Consider the following 18,092-nt stretch of genomic DNA (forward strand, 5'->3'; position numbering starts at 1 on the left):
ATATTTTGTGATTTATAAACATTTTATCATGCGCAAATAAGGCTGTAAATCATTGATTTCATATCCTGTCTGAACAGAAAAAAACCGGCATTCCACTAAGAGAATGCCGGCAACAATGAACTGGAAAAAGTGGATTCAAAAACGAACAGCATCATCCGGAGAAAATACTTAATACTTAATAGCCTGCACCAGTGCAGCGACTTCTTCCGCAGTACCCAGCTGCAGTGCCTTGGCAGCCAGCTCCTTCATCTCCGCCGCGGACAGCTTGGCAATCTGGCTGCGTGCCGGCAGGATGGAGGTTGCACTCATACTGAATTCATCGAGGCCCAGACCCAGCAGCAGCGGAATAGCTGTGGCATCTCCGGCCATTTCGCCGCACATTCCCGTCCATTTGCCCTCTGCATGAGCAGCATCAATTACATTCTTGATCAGACGCAGGATGGCCGGATTGTACGGCTGGTACAGGTAGGAGACCCGTTCATTCATCCGGTCAGCAGCCATAGTATATTGAATCAGATCGTTCGTCCCAATACTGAAGAAATCCACTTCCTTCGCGAACTGGTCTGCGAGTACCGCAGTAGAAGGAATCTCAACCATGATACCCAGCTGAATCTGATCCGATACTGCCTTGCCTTCTTCACGCAGCTTAGCCTTCTCTTCCAGCAGCAGATCACGGGCTGCACGGAATTCACCCAGAGTGGCAATCATCGGGAACATGATGCGCAGATCGCCATGCACACTGGCTCTCAGCAAAGCACGCAGCTGGGTACGGAAGATATCCTGGCGGTCCAGACAGAGCCGGATCGCGCGGAACCCGAGGAAGGGATTCATTTCCTTCGGAAGCTCCAGGTATGGCAGCTCCTTGTCGCCGCCGATATCCAGTGTACGGACAACAACCGGCTTGCCTTGCATATTCTCAAGCACGGTGCGGTAGGCATTATACTGAATTTCCTCGGAAGGCAGCTTGTCGCGGCCCATGTATAGGAACTCTGTGCGGTATAAGCCTACACCTTCGCCACCATTGTCAATGACGCCTGCAACATCATTAGGCGTACCGATATTGGCTGCCAGCTCTACATGCTTGCCGTCTGCGGATACCGTAGGCTTTTCGCGGAGCTTTTTCCATTCTGCGATCTGCAGGTCGTACTCCTTCTGCTTGGCTATGTACAAGGCTACTTCAGCTTCGCCGGGATTCACCAGCACATCTCCGCTTAACCCGTCTACAATGATAAGGTCTCCGGCTTTCACCTCAGACATTACATGCTTTGTTCCAACGACTGCCGGTATTTCCAAGGAACGGGCCATAATTGCCGAGTGCGAGGTACGTCCGCCGATATTGGTAGTGAAGCCTTTTACATATTTACGGTTAAGCTGTGCTGTATCTGAAGGCGTCAGATCCTCAGCAATTACAATAACCTCTTCGCTGATTTCCGCCGGGCTGACATAGGAAATTCCCAGCAGATGGTTCAGCACACGCTTGGTTACATCACGCATGTCGGCAGCACGTTCCTGCAGATAGGTGCTTTTCATATTCTCGAACATTTCGATGAACTGGTTAGCGACCTCCTGCAGCGCATAATCCGCGTTAACAGCTTCCTCACGGATTTTGTCCATCACCGGGCTGATCAGCTCCGGATCTTTCAGAATCAGCAGATGGGATTCGAAAATCTCTGCTTTCTTCTCTCCCAGCTCTGCCAGTGTACGCGACTTAATCCGCGCCAGTTCACCCTTCGAAATCTCCAGGGCGCTCTCCAGCTTGACAATCTCAAGCTCCACATCGCTTACGGCGGTCTTCGTGATCGTGTAGTCCGGATGCTTCAGGATAAACGCTTTAGCAACAGCAATACCTGCGGAAGCCGCGATGCCTGAAATCTTAATCATTGAGCTCGCCCAAGCCCTCTTTGATCATTACATCCTGAAGTGCGCCAAGGGCTTCTGCTTCCTGGCCGCCTTCAGTGATCAGGGTCAGGGTATCGCCGCTTTCCAGTCCGAGTGACAATACACCGAGAATGGATTTCAAAGTAACTTTCTTACCCTTTGCTTCAGCAAAAGTATCGGTGTCCTTAAACTTGGTTGCTGTATTGACCAGCGCTGTGGCCGGACGCGCGTGAATTCCGTCTTCGTCGATAATTCTGAATGTTGTTTGCATGCTTCTCTCCAACTCTCTTTATAGTTTTTGGTTTCAGCTATTACTGCAGAATAAACAAGAAAAGGCAAAACCACACCTTTGATAAGGTAGCGGTTTTGCCTGATTTAACAGTAACAACCCGAAAAATATACACTACTTTTTATAACATAACTCTAGCAATATAGCAAATCACTGTGCCTCTCCGCTGTTACAAATAGAATCCAGATGAACGTTCAGCACCCGGATCATCCGCTGTGAATTCAGCCGTTCAGGCTCCAGCATGGCGTGCAGGGCCAGTCCGTCGACCACGGCATACAGCCGCTCAGCTTCACTGTCCTTATCCAGCTCCTGCCGGAGCAGCTCATGCTGGTCCAGATAATCAATCAGCTGGATGACCAGGGGATAGATAGCGTCATGACGCTCATCGTTATGTTCCCCGGCGGACTTGAGATGGAAGATAAACGCGAACCATACCTCCATTTCCGCCATGCTGCCGTCATCCGTAGGAAGCAGCTCCAGCAGCACCCTGGCAACCTGTTCCCTGGGTGGAAGGTCTGTCTGCATGATGTCCACGATCCGTGCAGTGACCCGTTCCTTCACCAGATTCATGGCAAACACCAGCAATTCATGCTGGGTGGAGAAATAATGGCGCAGCGCTCCCAGAGACACACCCGCCTCAGCAGCAATATTACGCACAGTTGCCCCTTTGATTCCCTGATGAATAATGACACGCCAGGTCGCTTCTGCAATATTAGATTTTCGCTCTGAATGATCTACTATTTTTGGCATGCCCATATTGTAGCATAAGCAGAATACGAAACACAATTTAAACAATACGGTTGTATTGTTTAAATTTCGCTGCTATACTTCCGTTATTACCACAAATAATCCTGACAAGAGGTGCTTTATGAATCTGGTAGCATGGGCAATAGTTACGTGCGAAGTATTATTCTGGGTGGTCATTCTTGCCGGTTTCACGGCACGTTATATTTTCAAGCGCAACACGCTGGGCCTGATACTCCTGGCGCTGACTCCGGTGCTGGATATTATTCTGTTAGTCATCTCCGGTGTGGATTTGGCCGGGGGAGCTTCCGCTACGACAGCGCATGCGCTTGCGGCTGTGTATATCTCAGTATCCATCGTGTTCGGCAAAAGCATGATCGCCTGGGCCGACGAACGCTTCCGCTACTATGTCACCAGGCAAGGGGCACAGCCGGTCAAACGGTACGGTATGGAGCATGCCCGCCATTATTTCAAAGGCTGGGTGAAGCATCTGCTCTCTTTTGCGCTCGCCGCAGGCATTCTATATGGACTCATCGTCTGGATTGACGATCCCGCCCGCACGGAAGCGCTGTTAAGCATTCTGACGGTATGGTCCGTTGTAGTCGGCATTGACTTGATCATCACCGTTACCTATTTCATCTGGCCCAGACAGATAAAGGGCAGCGCACGCTGAAACATTTTCCAGACCTTCGTTACAGCTTATTCACGGCTTATTCACCCGCTCTTATATTTTTGACCGTCCGGTTCTCCAGTGTGAAATTCCGGTAGATTCGCTCTCCGCCTTCGCCTGTAGGGGCTTGTGCCAATAATCCTACTTTGATCGTTTCTCCCACCGGTAGGTTAAAGAAGCGCATCATATCAAACCTTACACCATCTGTCGAATAATGAAAAGCGAAGGCATTACCGGATCTGGCGGCCTGCAGCCATACCTCATTGCCGTCGATATTACAGCCGTTTGCATCATCCGAGGTCTGGTTCGTCACTACACTGACTACAGCGTGGGTATCGAAATCTGTCAGCTCAAAGCAGGCTTTGGCCCAGACCGTCAGGTCCTGCATCACCATAATGGAAGAGGAATCGTAGGTATCCCGGAAGTCATGACTAACCTTCACCCGCAGCACGAAATCACCGGACACTTCTGTATAGAAGAAAGGCGCATTGGTCAGACTCTCAGGGGTAAGTCCTTCTTCGGCTATAGCACCGTTGTTGCAGAAAAAGTCGCTGTTAGCAGTGGCTTCTAATATAATAGCATCATCCTCAAACCTGATGTTCCCCTCATTCATCCACTTGTAAGTATTGAAATCCGCTAATGTCATTCATTATTCCTCCCATTTTTGGATAATTCTTATTTATTGCAAACGCATTCTCTTACTATAGCAAAAATGGTAATTCATCTCAAAACTATATTTCGGCAGTATGAAAAGGCCAGCCATGATCGTATTGGATCATGGCTGGCCTTTAGTCTTTATACAATGCATTATAAATCAATTTACAATTAGGACCTGCTCCGTTCAAAATTTCATTTTGAACGGAGTAGAAAACTGTTAATTCAAAAGATGATTTATATTTTCGTCCAAGATTCCGTTAATACTGGAAGCTCAGTATATCTTTTTTCACTTGCAAATTGCGACGTATCCATATCGGAAGTGGCCGAGAACGTTGACATCGCTTGTATAAGTTGTTCAGTTTGAGCCGAAATTGCCGCTTGACTAGCTGCTTCCACATTGTATGAATTATTTTTTAAAAGGCTAGCATTCTTTGCAGCAGCTTGCGTAATTACATTGAACTCAAGCTGGGTTTGGGTCCAATACGTTCCATCTGCGAACGTAACACGTTCCACTTTGTAATATGAACTCGTAAAATAGGAGTTCACCCGGATCTTTTCTCCTGTCTCTTTGATCCGAATCATCAGGTCCATGTTGTCCTGCATCACATCCACTTCCTCTGGACCAACGAGCATTTGGATCGTGTCTACATTACTTGAACTATCAACATCGTAGATTGTATCCTGTCCGTACCCTTTCCCAAACACGTACGTATCGTTTCCGTTACTATTATATGGTGAATTTGAACTCAATCGATCCCCGTACAGTTTGTCATCTCCAGCCCCGCCGTCGAGCACATCGTTTCCGCTTCCCGCATACAGCTTGTCATTTCCTGCCAAACCCTGCATCCAGTCCACATAGCCATCCACTCCTCTCAAACTATCGTCACCTATCGTCCCCTCTGTTATCACTTTCCATTCCAATTGGGTTTGAGTCCACACTGTTCCGTCTGCAAACATAACCCGTTCCACCTTATAATCCGAACTCTTGAAATAAGAGTTCACCCGAATCTTTTCACCTGTTTCTTTGATTCGAATCATCAAGTCCAGGTTATCCTGCAGTACATCCACTTCCTCTGGATTCACCAGCATTTGGATCGTGTCTACATTACTTGAACTATCAACATCGTAGATTGTATCTTGTCCGTATCCTTTCCCAAACACGTACGTATCGTTTCCGTTACTATTATATTGTGAACTTGAACTCAATCGATCCCCGTACAACATGTCATCCCCACTGCCTCCGTCCAGCACGTCGTTTCCGCTTCCCGCATACAAGATGTCATTCCCTGCCAATCCTCGCATCCAGTCCACATAGCCATCCACTCCATACAGGACGTCATGGCCCTCGGTTCCCTCCGTAATCACTTTTGATTCCAGCTGAAGTTGAGTCCACATCGTTCCGTCTGCGAACTTTACTTGTTCTATTTTATATTTCGTGCCACTAAAGTAAGAGTTTACCCGAATCTTTTCGCCCGTCTCTTTAATTCGGATCATTAGATCCATGTTGTCCTGCAGCACATCTACTTCCTCTGGATTCACCAGCATTTGGATTGTATCAACATAGCCGCTTACAGTATCAACATCGTAGATTGTATCCTGTCCGTACCCTTTCCCAAACACGTACGTATCGTTTCCGTTACTATTATATGGTGAATTTGAACTCAATCGATCCCCGTACAGTTTGTCATCTCCAGCCCCGCCGTCGAGCACATCGTTTCCGCTTCCCGCATACAGCTTGTCATTTCCTGCCAAACCCTGCATCCAGTCCACATAGCCATCCACTCCTCTCAAACTATCGTCACCTATCGTCCCCTCTGTTATCACTTTTGATTCCAATTGGGTTTGAGTCCACACTGTTCCGTCTGCGAACGTAACCCGTTCTATTTTGTAGTATGAATTGTTAAAGTAGGAGTTTACCCGAATCTTCTCACCTGTCTCTTTAATTCGGATCATTAGATCCATGTTGTCCTGTAGCACATCCACTTCCTCTGGATTCACTAGCATTTGGATCGTGTCTACATTACTTGAACTATCAACATCGTAGACTGTATCTTGTCCGTACCCTTTCCCAAACACGTACGTATCGTTTCCGTTACTATTATATGGTGAATTTGAACTCAATCGATCCCCGTACAACATGTCATCCCCACTGCCTCCGTCCAGCACGTCGTTTCCGCTTCCCGCATACAAGATGTCATTCCCTGCCAATCCTCGCATCCAGTCCACATAGCCATCCACTCCATACAGGACGTCATGGCCCTCGGTTCCCTCCGTAATCACTTTTGATTCCAGCTGAAGTTGAGTCCACATCGTTCCGTCTGCGAACTTTACTTGTTCTATTTTATATTTCGTGCCACTAAAGTAAGAGTTTACCCGAATCTTTTCGCCCGTCTCTTTAATTCGGATCATTAGATCCATGTTGTCCTGCAGCACATCTACTTCCTCTGGATTCACCAGCATTTGGATTGTATCAACATAGCCGCTTACAGTATCAACATCGTAGATTGTATCCTGTCCGTACCCTTTCCCAAACACGTACGTATCGTTTCCGTTACTATTATATGGTGAATTTGAACTCAATCGATCCCCGTACAGTTTGTCATCTCCAGCCCCGCCGTCGAGCACATCGTTTCCGCTTCCCGCATACAGCTTGTCATTTCCTGCCAAACCCTGCATCCAGTCCACATAGCCATCCACTCCTCTCAAACTATCGTCACCTATCGTCCCCTCTGTTATCACTTTTGATTCCAATTGGGTTTGAGTCCACACTGTTCCGTCTGCGAACGTAACCCGTTCTATTTTGTAGTATGAATTGTTAAAGTAGGAGTTTACCCGAATCTTCTCACCTGTCTCTTTAATTCGGATCATTAGATCCATGTTGTCCTGTAGCACATCCACTTCCTCTGGATTCACTAGCATTTGGATCGTGTCTACATTACTTGAACTATCAACATCGTAGACTGTATCTTGTCCGTACCCTTTCCCAAACACGTACGTATCGTTTCCGTTACTATTATATGGTGAATTTGAACTCAATCGATCCCCGTACAACATGTCATCCCCGCTGCCTCCGTCCAGCACGTCGTTTCCGCTTCCCGCATACAAGATGTCATTCCCTGCCAATCCTCGCATCCAGTCCACATAGCCATCCACTCCATACAGGACGTCATGGCCCTCGGTTCCCTCCGTAATCACTTTTGATTCCAGCTGAAGTTGAGTCCACATCGTTCCGTCTGCGAACTTTACTTGTTCTATTTTATATTTCGTGCCACTAAAGTAAGAGTTTACCCGAATCTTTTCGCCCGTCTCTTTAATTCGGATCATTAGATCCATGTTGTCCTGCAGCACATCTACTTCCTCTGGATTCACCAGCATTTGGATTGTATCAACATAGCCGCTTACAGTATCAACATCGTAGATTGTATCCTGTCCGTACCCTTTCCCAAACACGTACGTATCGTTTCCGTTACTATTATATGGTGAATTTGAACTCAATCGATCCCCGTACAGTTTGTCATCTCCAGCCCCGCCGTCGAGCACATCGTTTCCGCTTCCCGCATACAGCTTGTCATTTCCTGCCAAACCCTGCATCCAGTCCACATAGCCATCCACTCCTCTCAAACTATCGTCACCTATCGTCCCCTCTGTTATCACTTTTGATTCCAATTGGGTTTGAGTCCACACTGTTCCGTCTGCGAACGTAACCCGTTCTATTTTGTAGTATGAATTGTTAAAGTAGGAGTTTACCCGAATCTTCTCACCTGTCTCTTTAATTCGGATCATTAGATCCATGTTGTCCTGTAGCACATCCACTTCCTCTGGATTCACTAGCATTTGGATCGTGTCTACATTACTTGAACTATCAACATCGTAGACTGTATCTTGTCCGTACCCTTTCCCAAACACGTACGTATCGTTTCCGTTACTATTATATGGTGAATTTGAACTCAATCGATCCCCGTACAACATGTCATCCCCGCTGCCTCCGTCCAGCACGTCGTTTCCGCTTCCCGCATACAAGATGTCATTCCCTGCCAATCCTCGCATCCAGTCCACATAGCCATCCACTCCATACAGGACGTCATGGCCCTCGGTTCCCTCCGTAATCACTTTTGATTCCAGCTGAAGTTGAGTCCACATCGTTCCGTCTGCGAACTTTACTTGTTCTATTTTATATTTCGTGCCACTAAAGTAAGAGTTTACCCGAATCTTTTCGCCCGTCTCTTTAATTCGGATCATTAGATCCATGTTGTCCTGCAGCACATCTACTTCCTCTGGATTCACCAGCATTTGGATTGTATCAACATAGCCGCTTACAGTATCAACATCGTAGATTGTATCCTGTCCGTACCCTTTCCCAAACACGTACGTATCGTTTCCGTTACTATTATATGGTGAATTTGAACTCAATCGATCCCCGTACAGTTTGTCATCTCCAGCCCCGCCGTCGAGCACATCGTTTCCGCTTCCCGCATACAGCTTGTCATTTCCTGCCAAACCCTGCATCCAGTCCACATAGCCATCCACTCCTCTCAAACTATCGTCACCTATCGTCCCCTCTGTTATCACTTTCCATTCCAATTGGGTTTGAGTCCACACTGTTCCGTCTGCAAACATAACCCGTTCCACCTTATAATCCGAACTCTTGAAATAAGAGTTCACCCGAATCTTTTCACCTGTTTCTTTGATTCGAATCATCAAGTCCAGGTTATCCTGCAGTACATCCACTTCCTCTGGATTCACCAGCATTTGGATCGTGTCTACATTACTTGAACTATCAACATCGTAGATTGTATCTTGTCCGTATCCTTTCCCAAACACGTACGTATCGTTTCCGTTACTATTATATTGTGAACTTGAACTCAATCGATCCCCGTACAACATGTCATCCCCACTGCCTCCGTCCAGCACGTCGTTTCCGCTTCCCGCATACAAGATGTCATTCCCTGCCAATCCTCGCATCCAGTCCACATAGCCATCCACTCCATACAGGACGTCATGGCCCTCGGTTCCCTCCGTAATCACTTTTGATTCCAGCTGAAGTTGAGTCCACATCGTTCCGTCTGCGAACTTTACTTGTTCTATTTTATATTTCGTGCCACTAAAGTAAGAGTTTACCCGAATCTTTTCGCCCGTCTCTTTAATTCGGATCATTAGATCCATGTTGTCCTGCAGCACATCTACTTCCTCTGGATTCACCAGCATTTGGATTGTATCAACATAGCCGCTTACAGTATCAACATCGTAGATTGTATCCTGTCCGTAACCTTTCCCAAACACGTACGTATCGTTTCCGTTACTATTATATGGTGAACTTGAACTCAATCGATCCCCGTACAGTTTGTCATCTCCAGCCCCGCCGTCGAGCACATCGTTTCCGCTTCCACCATACAACTTGTCATTCCCCACTCCACCCTGCAAAACATCATTTCCACTCGTACCTGTTAACGTAACTCCTGCCGCTCCCACCGCAGGAGTTATAGCATTATTCAAGACATAGTTGTAATCCCACACCGTTCCATCAGAGAAACTTAGCGCTTCAACAACACTACTAGTGGCTCCGAAATAATTGATAATCTTTAGTTTGTCACTAGTCCCTGTAACGACCAGTTCCAGGTTAGTTCCGTTGCGTACGATGGTTATTTCATTAGGCAACAAGCCAGCATTAAATAGCACACGATCGTAATTACCTTCCGTAGAATCACTGTCTATAATAGTGTCGCTGCCGTATCCTTTGCCGAATATGTAGGTGTCGTTGCCGATTCCACCATCAAGATAATCATTACCTGTTCCACCATCTAACGTGTCATTGCCGGATTGCCCGGCGAGATAATCATTGCCCGCTTCACCCATTAGGGTATCGTGGCCCGCTCCTCCAAAAGCGGTGTCGTCACCAGCACCTGCTCTATATTTATCGTTATTTGATGTTCCATAGAAAGTATCCAGTTGATCTGTTCCATTAGTTTCAGTGAACGCATGATTTAATATGTAGTCAACATCCCAGATGTTCCCGTTGGCAAATACAATACTTTCAATTCTTTGCTTCTCGCTCTTGAAAAAGTTCCTGACATTTATCTTGTTAACACTATTATCAATAGATACTACCAGGTCATATTGATCTCTGCTCAACTTCACGTTATCTGGTAAAATGCCTTCACCAAGCAGTATTTTGTCTGTATTCCCTGCTGTAGCATCTTCTTCATAGATTTGAACGGTCCCGCTATCTTTGCCGATCATATAAGTATCATTGCCAAGACCACCGAATAGCGCATCGTTTCCTTTATTCCCATGGAGAATATCATTTCCATCGCCACCGGAGATTGCATCGTCCCATGCTGTCCCTGTTAATAGTTCCCCTTGGGAAGTACCCATAATGCTGCTCTTTAAATTCGATTCTACGATCCAGGCCCATTCAATATTTTGACTCGAAAAATAGTTTCCAAACTTACTCAGTCCAATAGCATCCGCATTATACAATTGTTTGGCCGTGCGCATGAACTCTCCCAGTTGTAGCTTGGCTAAACTACTTCCACCTAGTAAGGAAGACTGCAGCCGAGTCTGCACTCCCGACAAATCCACAACAAACTTATCATTTCCCCATACAATAGATACTTCATCATAAAGAAATGCCAGATGGGTCTGTGCCATTAACTGGGCATATACATTTTCTTTAATATCGTTATAAAATTCTAGAATTGTCCCGGCAGTATCACCGGGTGGAACATACCCAGGTTGGCTAACACCATAATACTTCTCGATAACAACCAGCTTCTGTGCGTCAACAATCCCTCCACGACTATCAGGTTCCACCTGATCTGCACCAGTCCACTTATAGATCATTCGATCAAGCAGGTTATTACGAACCAACAAGTCTGTTTCCGTCTGAAATTGTTGTATCCAGAGTTTAAGTTGACCGCTGGCATCTCTCATCATCGTTTGATGAAAACTATATAAAATCCCACTGCCAGCCACATCGGGCAATAATTGAATAGCCTCTGGCTCTTCCAACCATTCATTTGCCACCGTATCGTAAGGTGCTATTTTTAGACTGTACTCAATCATTGGGTGGTAAGTTTGGTCACTTGTACCGTAAGTTGCTTGTCCAACCTCAATATTTCCAGTCGTTCCGTCTGGCCATTCTAGATTTCCATGATCAACTAGATTAAAAGCTGTAATTCCTCTTTCATTTAACGTTATTAACTCACCCTGACCAGTAATTCCATCTGCATTGTCATCTTGCCATATCCTAAGCTGTTTGAATGCAGTATCTAGCTCATTAATAATTCCGTCACCATTTCCATCCAAATCTAGTAATGCTTCAAAACCACTCTCAGCAAGTGAACCATCACGCAGTTGCGTGTATTGTCCAAATAACTCAGAACCATTATTAATAATTCCATCCTGATTGATATCTCTTACTAGCAGGCCGTCTTCAGGATTAACCCATCCTGTTTTTTCAGCAAATCCATCTCCACCGTGATCAAAATGAACTCCGCCATCATCAATACCCACTGTATTATTATTAGCATTTCCATCCAAATCTAAAATAACCGGCTCAATATAAGCTTTTTGGGGGTTATATAGACTGTCGAATAGAGCGTCTAAGCCATTTCTTACATTAAATTTAGGTGAGTAATTTTCAAGAACACCTGTAATTAGCTCTTTCATATCTATTGTTTTTATAATCTCGTTCGTACTTATATCTGCAAGAGATACTTTTTCAACACACCCCACAAGGTCATTAGAGCTATAACTATATTGTAAGGTTATACTATCTGTCGATCCTTCAAAAACAATCTTAATCTTTCTATTCATTGAGGATATACCTTGACCAGACAGGAATACAACTCTCATGCTGTCATAAGAATGACCATAGATAATCAATTTATCTATCGTATTTTTACTATCTCTTATTTCATTAATAGTATCTTGTCCATTTCCAGCAAAAAACTTGTATGTATCCGATCCATCACCACCTTTTAAGATATCATTACCAGCTCCGCCGACAATAGTATCGTTAGTTGCTCGTCCTTCAATATAATCATTAACATCAGTACCATAAATATATTTTGAATCATAATTACCATTATCATCAAAATAATATTTAAAAGAATCAAATGCGTTATGCTTAGTAATTGGATCTACAGCATTATTAACCTCACGACTATAAGGTAAATATACTTTCTTTCCATAATGCGTTGAAAAAGGTAAAAAACCAAGGCCATATGGTGGATCATTAGGTACAGAAGGGAGTACCGAATTCAGAACCTCTCCTTCAGTAATATAATTCGTTATATTATAGTCAGTATATGGTATAGAAAGAAGATCTTTACCCCTTCCCTGAGTAGGAGCAGCATTAAATAGTACAGTTCTCCCCAGATCACTTCTACGTACATCTGTAAATGTACCTCTTTCTTCATAACTATCTATAAACAATTGCTGTGCCAGTTTACCGCCTAGAGAATGTCCAGCATAATTTAAAGTATAAGTTCCAAGCTTTCCTCCCGATACCTCACTCTTTAATATAGCAGTAGTCGTATTCAATAATTGAATTGCACTTTCATATTCTCCAGTAAGCCATTTTAGATTGAGATTTTCAAGCCAATCTCTTTTTTCATCTGTACCTTTGCAAGCCAGTATCACATCTCCTGTTAATTTCCCATCCCGCATAAGTCCGAAAGAAGCTCCTGTGAAGTATACACCATCAGTAATAGAAAGTACTTTCCATTTTGATGAAGGAACTCCTCGAAACTCATCCATTGTTATAGTTTGATCTTTGTTAAGCTTATAATCTTTCTGATAGATTAATCGACATAATTCCATGAATTGATAATCTGATAATTGAGACATTTTTTACGTCCTCCTAATTAGATGAAGTACAATCAAGTTCAATATCTTTTAGCGTTTTAACTTGGGGTAAGTTAGAGATACGACAAATTTCATCAATATTCTCTTCATTTGTAGAAGCTAAATTGCCTAATGGTTCAGAATACATTTTTTTTTCATCTATATAACTGGTGATATGATATGAAACTATAAGTACATCAGATATCTCTAATTCTTTTATTTTTTTGATTAGCTTGAAATAATCATTTTTGCTCTTTATTTTCTCATCTGCATCATTAAAAACAATAGTTAATTGTAATGTTAAATTCTCCCCCCTTTTTAAAAAGATATCGTCTGGAGAGCTTCTATTCCAATTATGATTAAATAAATTAGGTGCCTCAAAGCGAATTTCATAAGCATAAGCATAGGATAGATAATCCTCTAATACAGGTTTCGCCCAAAGCTTCAATCTATAATCATCCTGTAACTTCAATCCATTTTTCAATTCATGTCCACTAACGCTAAAATAAAGCCCCGTTTCTTCAGAGTAAATACGTCCAGCATATTCCCCTTTAAGGCCATTTTCTCTCATATAAATCACTTTGAATTCTTGATTGTACTTTTCTTTCAAATACGTCTGAGTTTGACGAATTAGAGAACTTTGACCAATGGGTCGATCCAATATAAACATAGTTGCTAACCAAAAATAAGGATTAATTATATAAAAAAATAATATTAATGATCCTATGATAATAATCACTTTTTTTTTACTCATAGTGCTTCTCCCCAATTCACAAAAATATTTCCCCCTCAAAAATCATTATTTCACAAAACTCACCCCCACCACCTGTTCCCCGATCAGTTTCTTCTCCCCCTTATAGCTCAGGTACACCTTCACTTGTAGAGAAGGTGTGGTGAGGTTTGTTGAAATACCCTCTATCTTGTATTTTCTGGAGAGAACAGTGAAGCTGCTTGTATCTTCCGCCGTATTTAATCCGTATTCTTTCGTTGTGATGATCTCTCCGGCATTTTCTAATTGAATGATGATTTTGTGTTCTGTATCAAATGAGTCAAACGACAGTTGTTTCGTTAAGCTTGCCGTAAATTCCATTGTTCCGTTGTAACCAGAGACCAGTTTGGTCTGCGTATTCGAGATATCCAGACTATAAGGACCCACATTCATACCGATAAGCCCAGCAGCTGCAGTTCCCGTATCCTCTACTAATGTGAAAAACGCAGGTCTGACAAAGGCGTCTGCATTACCGCTGGTTCCGGCGACTTCTTTATCATTGATCGCTAGACCAAAGAGCAGTTTTAAATCCGCCAGATTTGTACCCTTAGGCACTTTGCCAGCTAATGATTGAATGGACACACTTCCATACTTCACATTCTGTTCAGCATTTGTTTCATAATCCAGAGGGTAATAGCTTCCATCCTTGCTCTGAAAGTAACCATATAAGGGATTATGAACTAAGGTTCTTTTGTTATTATTCCTCTGAATCATCTGTACTTCCACCAGATCTTCACTCATTCCGGGATACACCAGAACTTTATACATTTGTATTTCTGATTCTCGGCCAGCGATCTTCAGGGAATAGGAATCATTAGCATCATATTGTGGCACTGTATCCATACTATCAATCAGAAATTGACCAATGCTCCGCTCTGCCCCATCTTCATTTACTTGGAGCAGCATATTCACCTCACCTGTGCTCATTGAATACGGTACTTTCCCGATCACCTGCAAGGAGATTGCGGTATCCGGTGAAGTACTGATTACTTTATCCAACACGAGCGGCTGGGCCTCTATGGAAGTATGATTCACAGTATAAGCTGCCTTAAATTCAGGTAACGTTTCGTTTTGACGGGAGCTGCTGTATAATTCAAATTCTGTCACGACTGCATCTTCCCCGTCTACAGGCAGACGGTAAGTTGATATCCTTTTAATTTTGAAATCCCCGTCCTTTGTTGAGAAATACACCCAATCCTTCGCTGTCATCTGCGAATTCTGTAATCCCTGAAGGCTAAATGAGGCAACAGGCCGATACAACTTATCATTCCCCTGTAAAAAGGGTTCTTCCAAGGACAGTTTAAAATCCTGCAGTCCTGCGTTCTTAGGAAGCTGTACCTGAAAAGTCTGGCTAATCTGATCTTGCGGACTTAAACCATTCACCGTTTGAGTATCTGTTAAAGTCCCTTCATAGCTGTATTTCTGGTCTACAGAACCCTTAAGTTTAAACTCTGGTAATTCAATTTTTTGCTGACCATCATTTGTGAGAGTAATCGTACCTTCGACTATTTGGTATTTCCCGTCCATATACCCCATGACGTTACTCACACTTATTGAATACGGTGAACCGTCTTTGAGTGCCGTCTTAGTAATACTATCTACTTTGGTTTGTTCTACTTCTGCGGCCTTGTTAAGCGGTATTTTTAAAAGTGGTTTATACACTGGATGCTCTTCACCGCTCAGTACTTTGGCAATAATCAGGCTCATATTGTATTTGCTTAACGATTTAGGCATATCCGCAGAAAGAGATACTTTCAATTGTTCAAGAGCTTCCAGCGTTTTCTCAGCTGTAGTATCGCTTGGAGTCAGCACATAGGTAATATGGTTTACTTCAACGAAATAAGCCAGACTCGGTGTAACGACACTGAGTTTATTATTATTTTTAAGTATGATTGTTGTTCCTACATCCATTTGGGGCAAATTGGTTTCGGTTATGTATAGCGGGTCTACTTGCAGAGAGAATTGATCTTCATCGGGTCTGATATAATGTCCCTTCTCCATGTTTACAGGAACTGATGTCCAATCTCTGGCTTGTGCCAGCTTAAAAGCATGAAGTGTCAAATTCAGACTGTTTTCTGTCGTAGTCAGGAGTAATTTGAAGTTTTTGGCTTTGGATGCCTTGGGAATGGTCGCATACAAATCAACAGCAGCTTTTTCCTTAGGGTTCAATGTACTGTCATCACTGCCATCTGTCTGAAGCGGATACAGGTCACCTGATTCTGCTTGCAGCCAATAGCTGTATTTAGGAAGCTCAACCGGCTGTGTTCCCCAGCTCTCTTCAAGAAGTGTCAGAGTGTACATCCGGTCATTTGCGGTTTCATAACTAAAGAAATCACTGAGTGATATCCGGATTTGATTATTCTGCAGCACTGATATTTTGCTGTCACCAGATGCTACAGTATTCGAATAATTACTTGGTATCTTAATTGTACCCATCGACTTACTGAAGCCCGCATAAGCAATGTTCCACTCCTTCACATCAAATTGCACGCTGGTAAGCTGCGTCTGATTAGGAACTGTTGCGTAGAAAGTGAAGTCTCTGCTGGATTGCGGCAATACCTTTGTATTTGTCTGAGATTCTTTAACCTGAATGGCATTCCCCGGATTTCCGGCATTTGTCTTCACAGTGATTCCATATCTCAACAAATCCAGAGGGGCTCCGCCTCCGTTAAATAGCCGAACCTTGAAAGACAGCACATTATTCTTGCCCCACTGCACTAAGTAAGGTTCGATAATCTCGATTGAACTATTTTTGTTAACACTTACTTTCCCCACAGTACCGGCTACCACATTCTTACTTTGAGCAGACAAGGCCCCCGGCCAGAACAATAGAGTGATAAGCATGCTTAATAGGATACTGGTTGCAAATTGCTTCTTCATCGTACTTCCCCTTTGTTGTTATCTTAGCGTGAAGCTCTCTTCAGCAACTTTTTTGAGTGGTGACAGGAAGAAATCAATGATTCGTCTTTGCCCTGTCTTTGCCTCTACGGATACAGACATCCCTGGACCCAAACGGATCTGATTCCCGGAAGATGTCTCCGCAGACATCACATTGAGCTTAGCTTTGAAAACAGGTCCAAGCTTCTCATCTTCAAAGGCATCCGGACTCACATAGATAATTTCACCTTGCAGGTAGCCGTATTTCTGAAAGGGAAAAGTATCTACCTTCACATTGGCAGCCTGACCCTTTTTAATAAATCCAATATCCTGATTGGCGATAGTTGCTTCTATAATTAGAGGCGTATCGTCCGGTACAATCGAGATGACGTCCTCCCCTGAAGTCACCACACCACCAATGGTAAAAGAAGACAGCCCGTGCACAGTTCCATCTACTGGTGAAGCTAACTGCTGTAGTTCAAAGCGCTTTTCTGCTTTGGTGAGTTCGGACTCGAGAGTATACAAGGTCTTTTCATTTTCTACAAGTTCATCCAGAACAGTTCTGTTGCGCTGCTTCTGAATGGAGATAACGTTCTCTTCAGCCTCAGCCAGAGCATCCTCTGCTTTGGCAATTTTCTTTTCCTGGGAATCTATCTCTAGTAATGTTTTATTCAAATCATTATCTGCCTGGAGAAGATCCGCACTTTCCGTGAAGTTCTCATCTCCACCGTTTTGTGACTTCATCAAGGCGAGCGCATAGTCTTTGTTGGCTAACTCCAGCGCGGACTGTTCCAAATGAAGCTCCTGCCGGGTCTGGGATACAACGAGTTCCGCTGCTTTAATCTTACTGTCAAACTCCTCATCCCTTGCCTCACGCAGTTGCATCTGCACTTGCAACACTTCCTCTTCATCAACAGCAGAACCCGCCAGGGGAGTTTCTCCCTGTTCTATCCCATCAAATGCTTTGCCTGCAAGTTCTGCTTCCAGCATCGCCTTTTGCAGCTTGGCTACATATAGTTGCTTGACCATCTCCTGAATATCCGCCTCAGAAGTCGTAGAATCGAGTTCAATAAGCAGTTGCCCTTTCTCTACATGTTCCCCTTCGGTTACCATAACTTCCTTGATAGTTCCCCCTTCAAGTGGCTGCAGCACCTTGGTCCGGCCATCCGGAATGACTTTTCCACGGGCCACCGCTACTTCATCAACCTTCCCCAGGTATGACCAAACCAGTACAATAACAAATAAAATAATGATCGTCCAAATCAGCCAGCGTCCAAGTGGCGCCGGAGGAGTTTCTTCAATTTCCACTGCTGCAGGTAAAAACTCATATTCTAACCGATCCGATTTGTGTCCAAACATGT

At 44.0% G+C, this 18,092-nt stretch carries 9 protein-coding genes; 1 reads left to right on the forward strand and 8 read right to left on the reverse strand.

The genetic code is table 11. The features are described from left to right. Positions 1–168: 168 nt before the first annotated feature. The 3 genes from ptsP to NSU14_RS21055 form a co-directional block, all read right to left on the reverse strand. A complete protein-coding gene (ptsP, locus tag NSU14_RS21045; RefSeq protein ID WP_340947267.1) occupies positions 169–1,881 on the reverse strand; it encodes a phosphoenolpyruvate--protein phosphotransferase in 1,713 nt (570 codons plus the stop codon). Then, on the reverse strand, positions 1,874–2,149 hold the full coding sequence (locus NSU14_RS21050) for an HPr family phosphocarrier protein (protein ID WP_042135323.1): 276 nt from the start codon (positions 2,147–2,149) through the stop codon (positions 1,874–1,876). The genes ptsP and NSU14_RS21050 overlap by 8 nt, the downstream gene beginning before the upstream one ends. Positions 2,150–2,317: 168 nt before the next feature. Continuing rightward, positions 2,318–2,917: a TetR/AcrR family transcriptional regulator gene (locus tag NSU14_RS21055; protein WP_076242854.1), complete on the reverse strand. Its 600-nt coding sequence runs from the start codon at positions 2,915–2,917 to the stop codon at positions 2,318–2,320. 118 nt (positions 2,918–3,035) lie between these two features. Here NSU14_RS21055 and NSU14_RS21060 point away from each other — a divergent pair, with 118 nt between their 5' ends. After that, positions 3,036–3,584: a hypothetical protein gene (locus tag NSU14_RS21060; RefSeq protein WP_340947273.1), complete on the forward strand. Its 549-nt coding sequence runs from the start codon at positions 3,036–3,038 to the stop codon at positions 3,582–3,584. A 37-nt stretch (positions 3,585–3,621) separates the two neighbouring features. Here the strand turns inward: NSU14_RS21060 and NSU14_RS21065 are convergent, their stop codons facing one another. From NSU14_RS21065 to NSU14_RS21085, 5 genes are all read right to left on the reverse strand, one after another. Beyond that, positions 3,622–4,227 (reverse strand): DUF1349 domain-containing protein, encoded by a 606-nt coding sequence (locus tag NSU14_RS21065; RefSeq protein WP_340947275.1) that lies wholly within the window; start codon positions 4,225–4,227, stop codon positions 3,622–3,624. 245 nt (positions 4,228–4,472) lie between these two features. After that, positions 4,473–13,088: a calcium-binding protein gene (locus NSU14_RS21070; RefSeq protein WP_340947277.1), complete on the reverse strand. Its 8,616-nt coding sequence runs from the start codon at positions 13,086–13,088 to the stop codon at positions 4,473–4,475. 13 nt (positions 13,089–13,101) lie between these two features. Next, positions 13,102–13,839, reverse strand: coding sequence for a hypothetical protein (locus tag NSU14_RS21075; protein WP_340947278.1), 738 nt, complete (start codon positions 13,837–13,839; stop codon positions 13,102–13,104). 45 nt (positions 13,840–13,884) lie between these two features. Beyond that, complete coding sequence (locus tag NSU14_RS21080; protein WP_340947279.1) at positions 13,885–16,734, reverse strand: hypothetical protein; 2,850 nt, start codon at positions 16,732–16,734, stop codon at positions 13,885–13,887. Positions 16,735–16,752: 18 nt separating this feature from the next. Then, positions 16,753–18,090 (reverse strand): HlyD family type I secretion periplasmic adaptor subunit, encoded by a 1,338-nt coding sequence (locus NSU14_RS21085; protein WP_340947281.1) that lies wholly within the window; start codon positions 18,088–18,090, stop codon positions 16,753–16,755. Between the last annotated feature and the right edge of the window lie 2 nt (positions 18,091–18,092).

The sequence above is a fragment of the Paenibacillus sp. FSL R10-2771 genome (assembly GCF_038000205.1).
Taxonomy (GTDB): Bacteria; Bacillota; Bacilli; order Paenibacillales; family Paenibacillaceae; genus Paenibacillus_AQ; species Paenibacillus_AQ phytohabitans.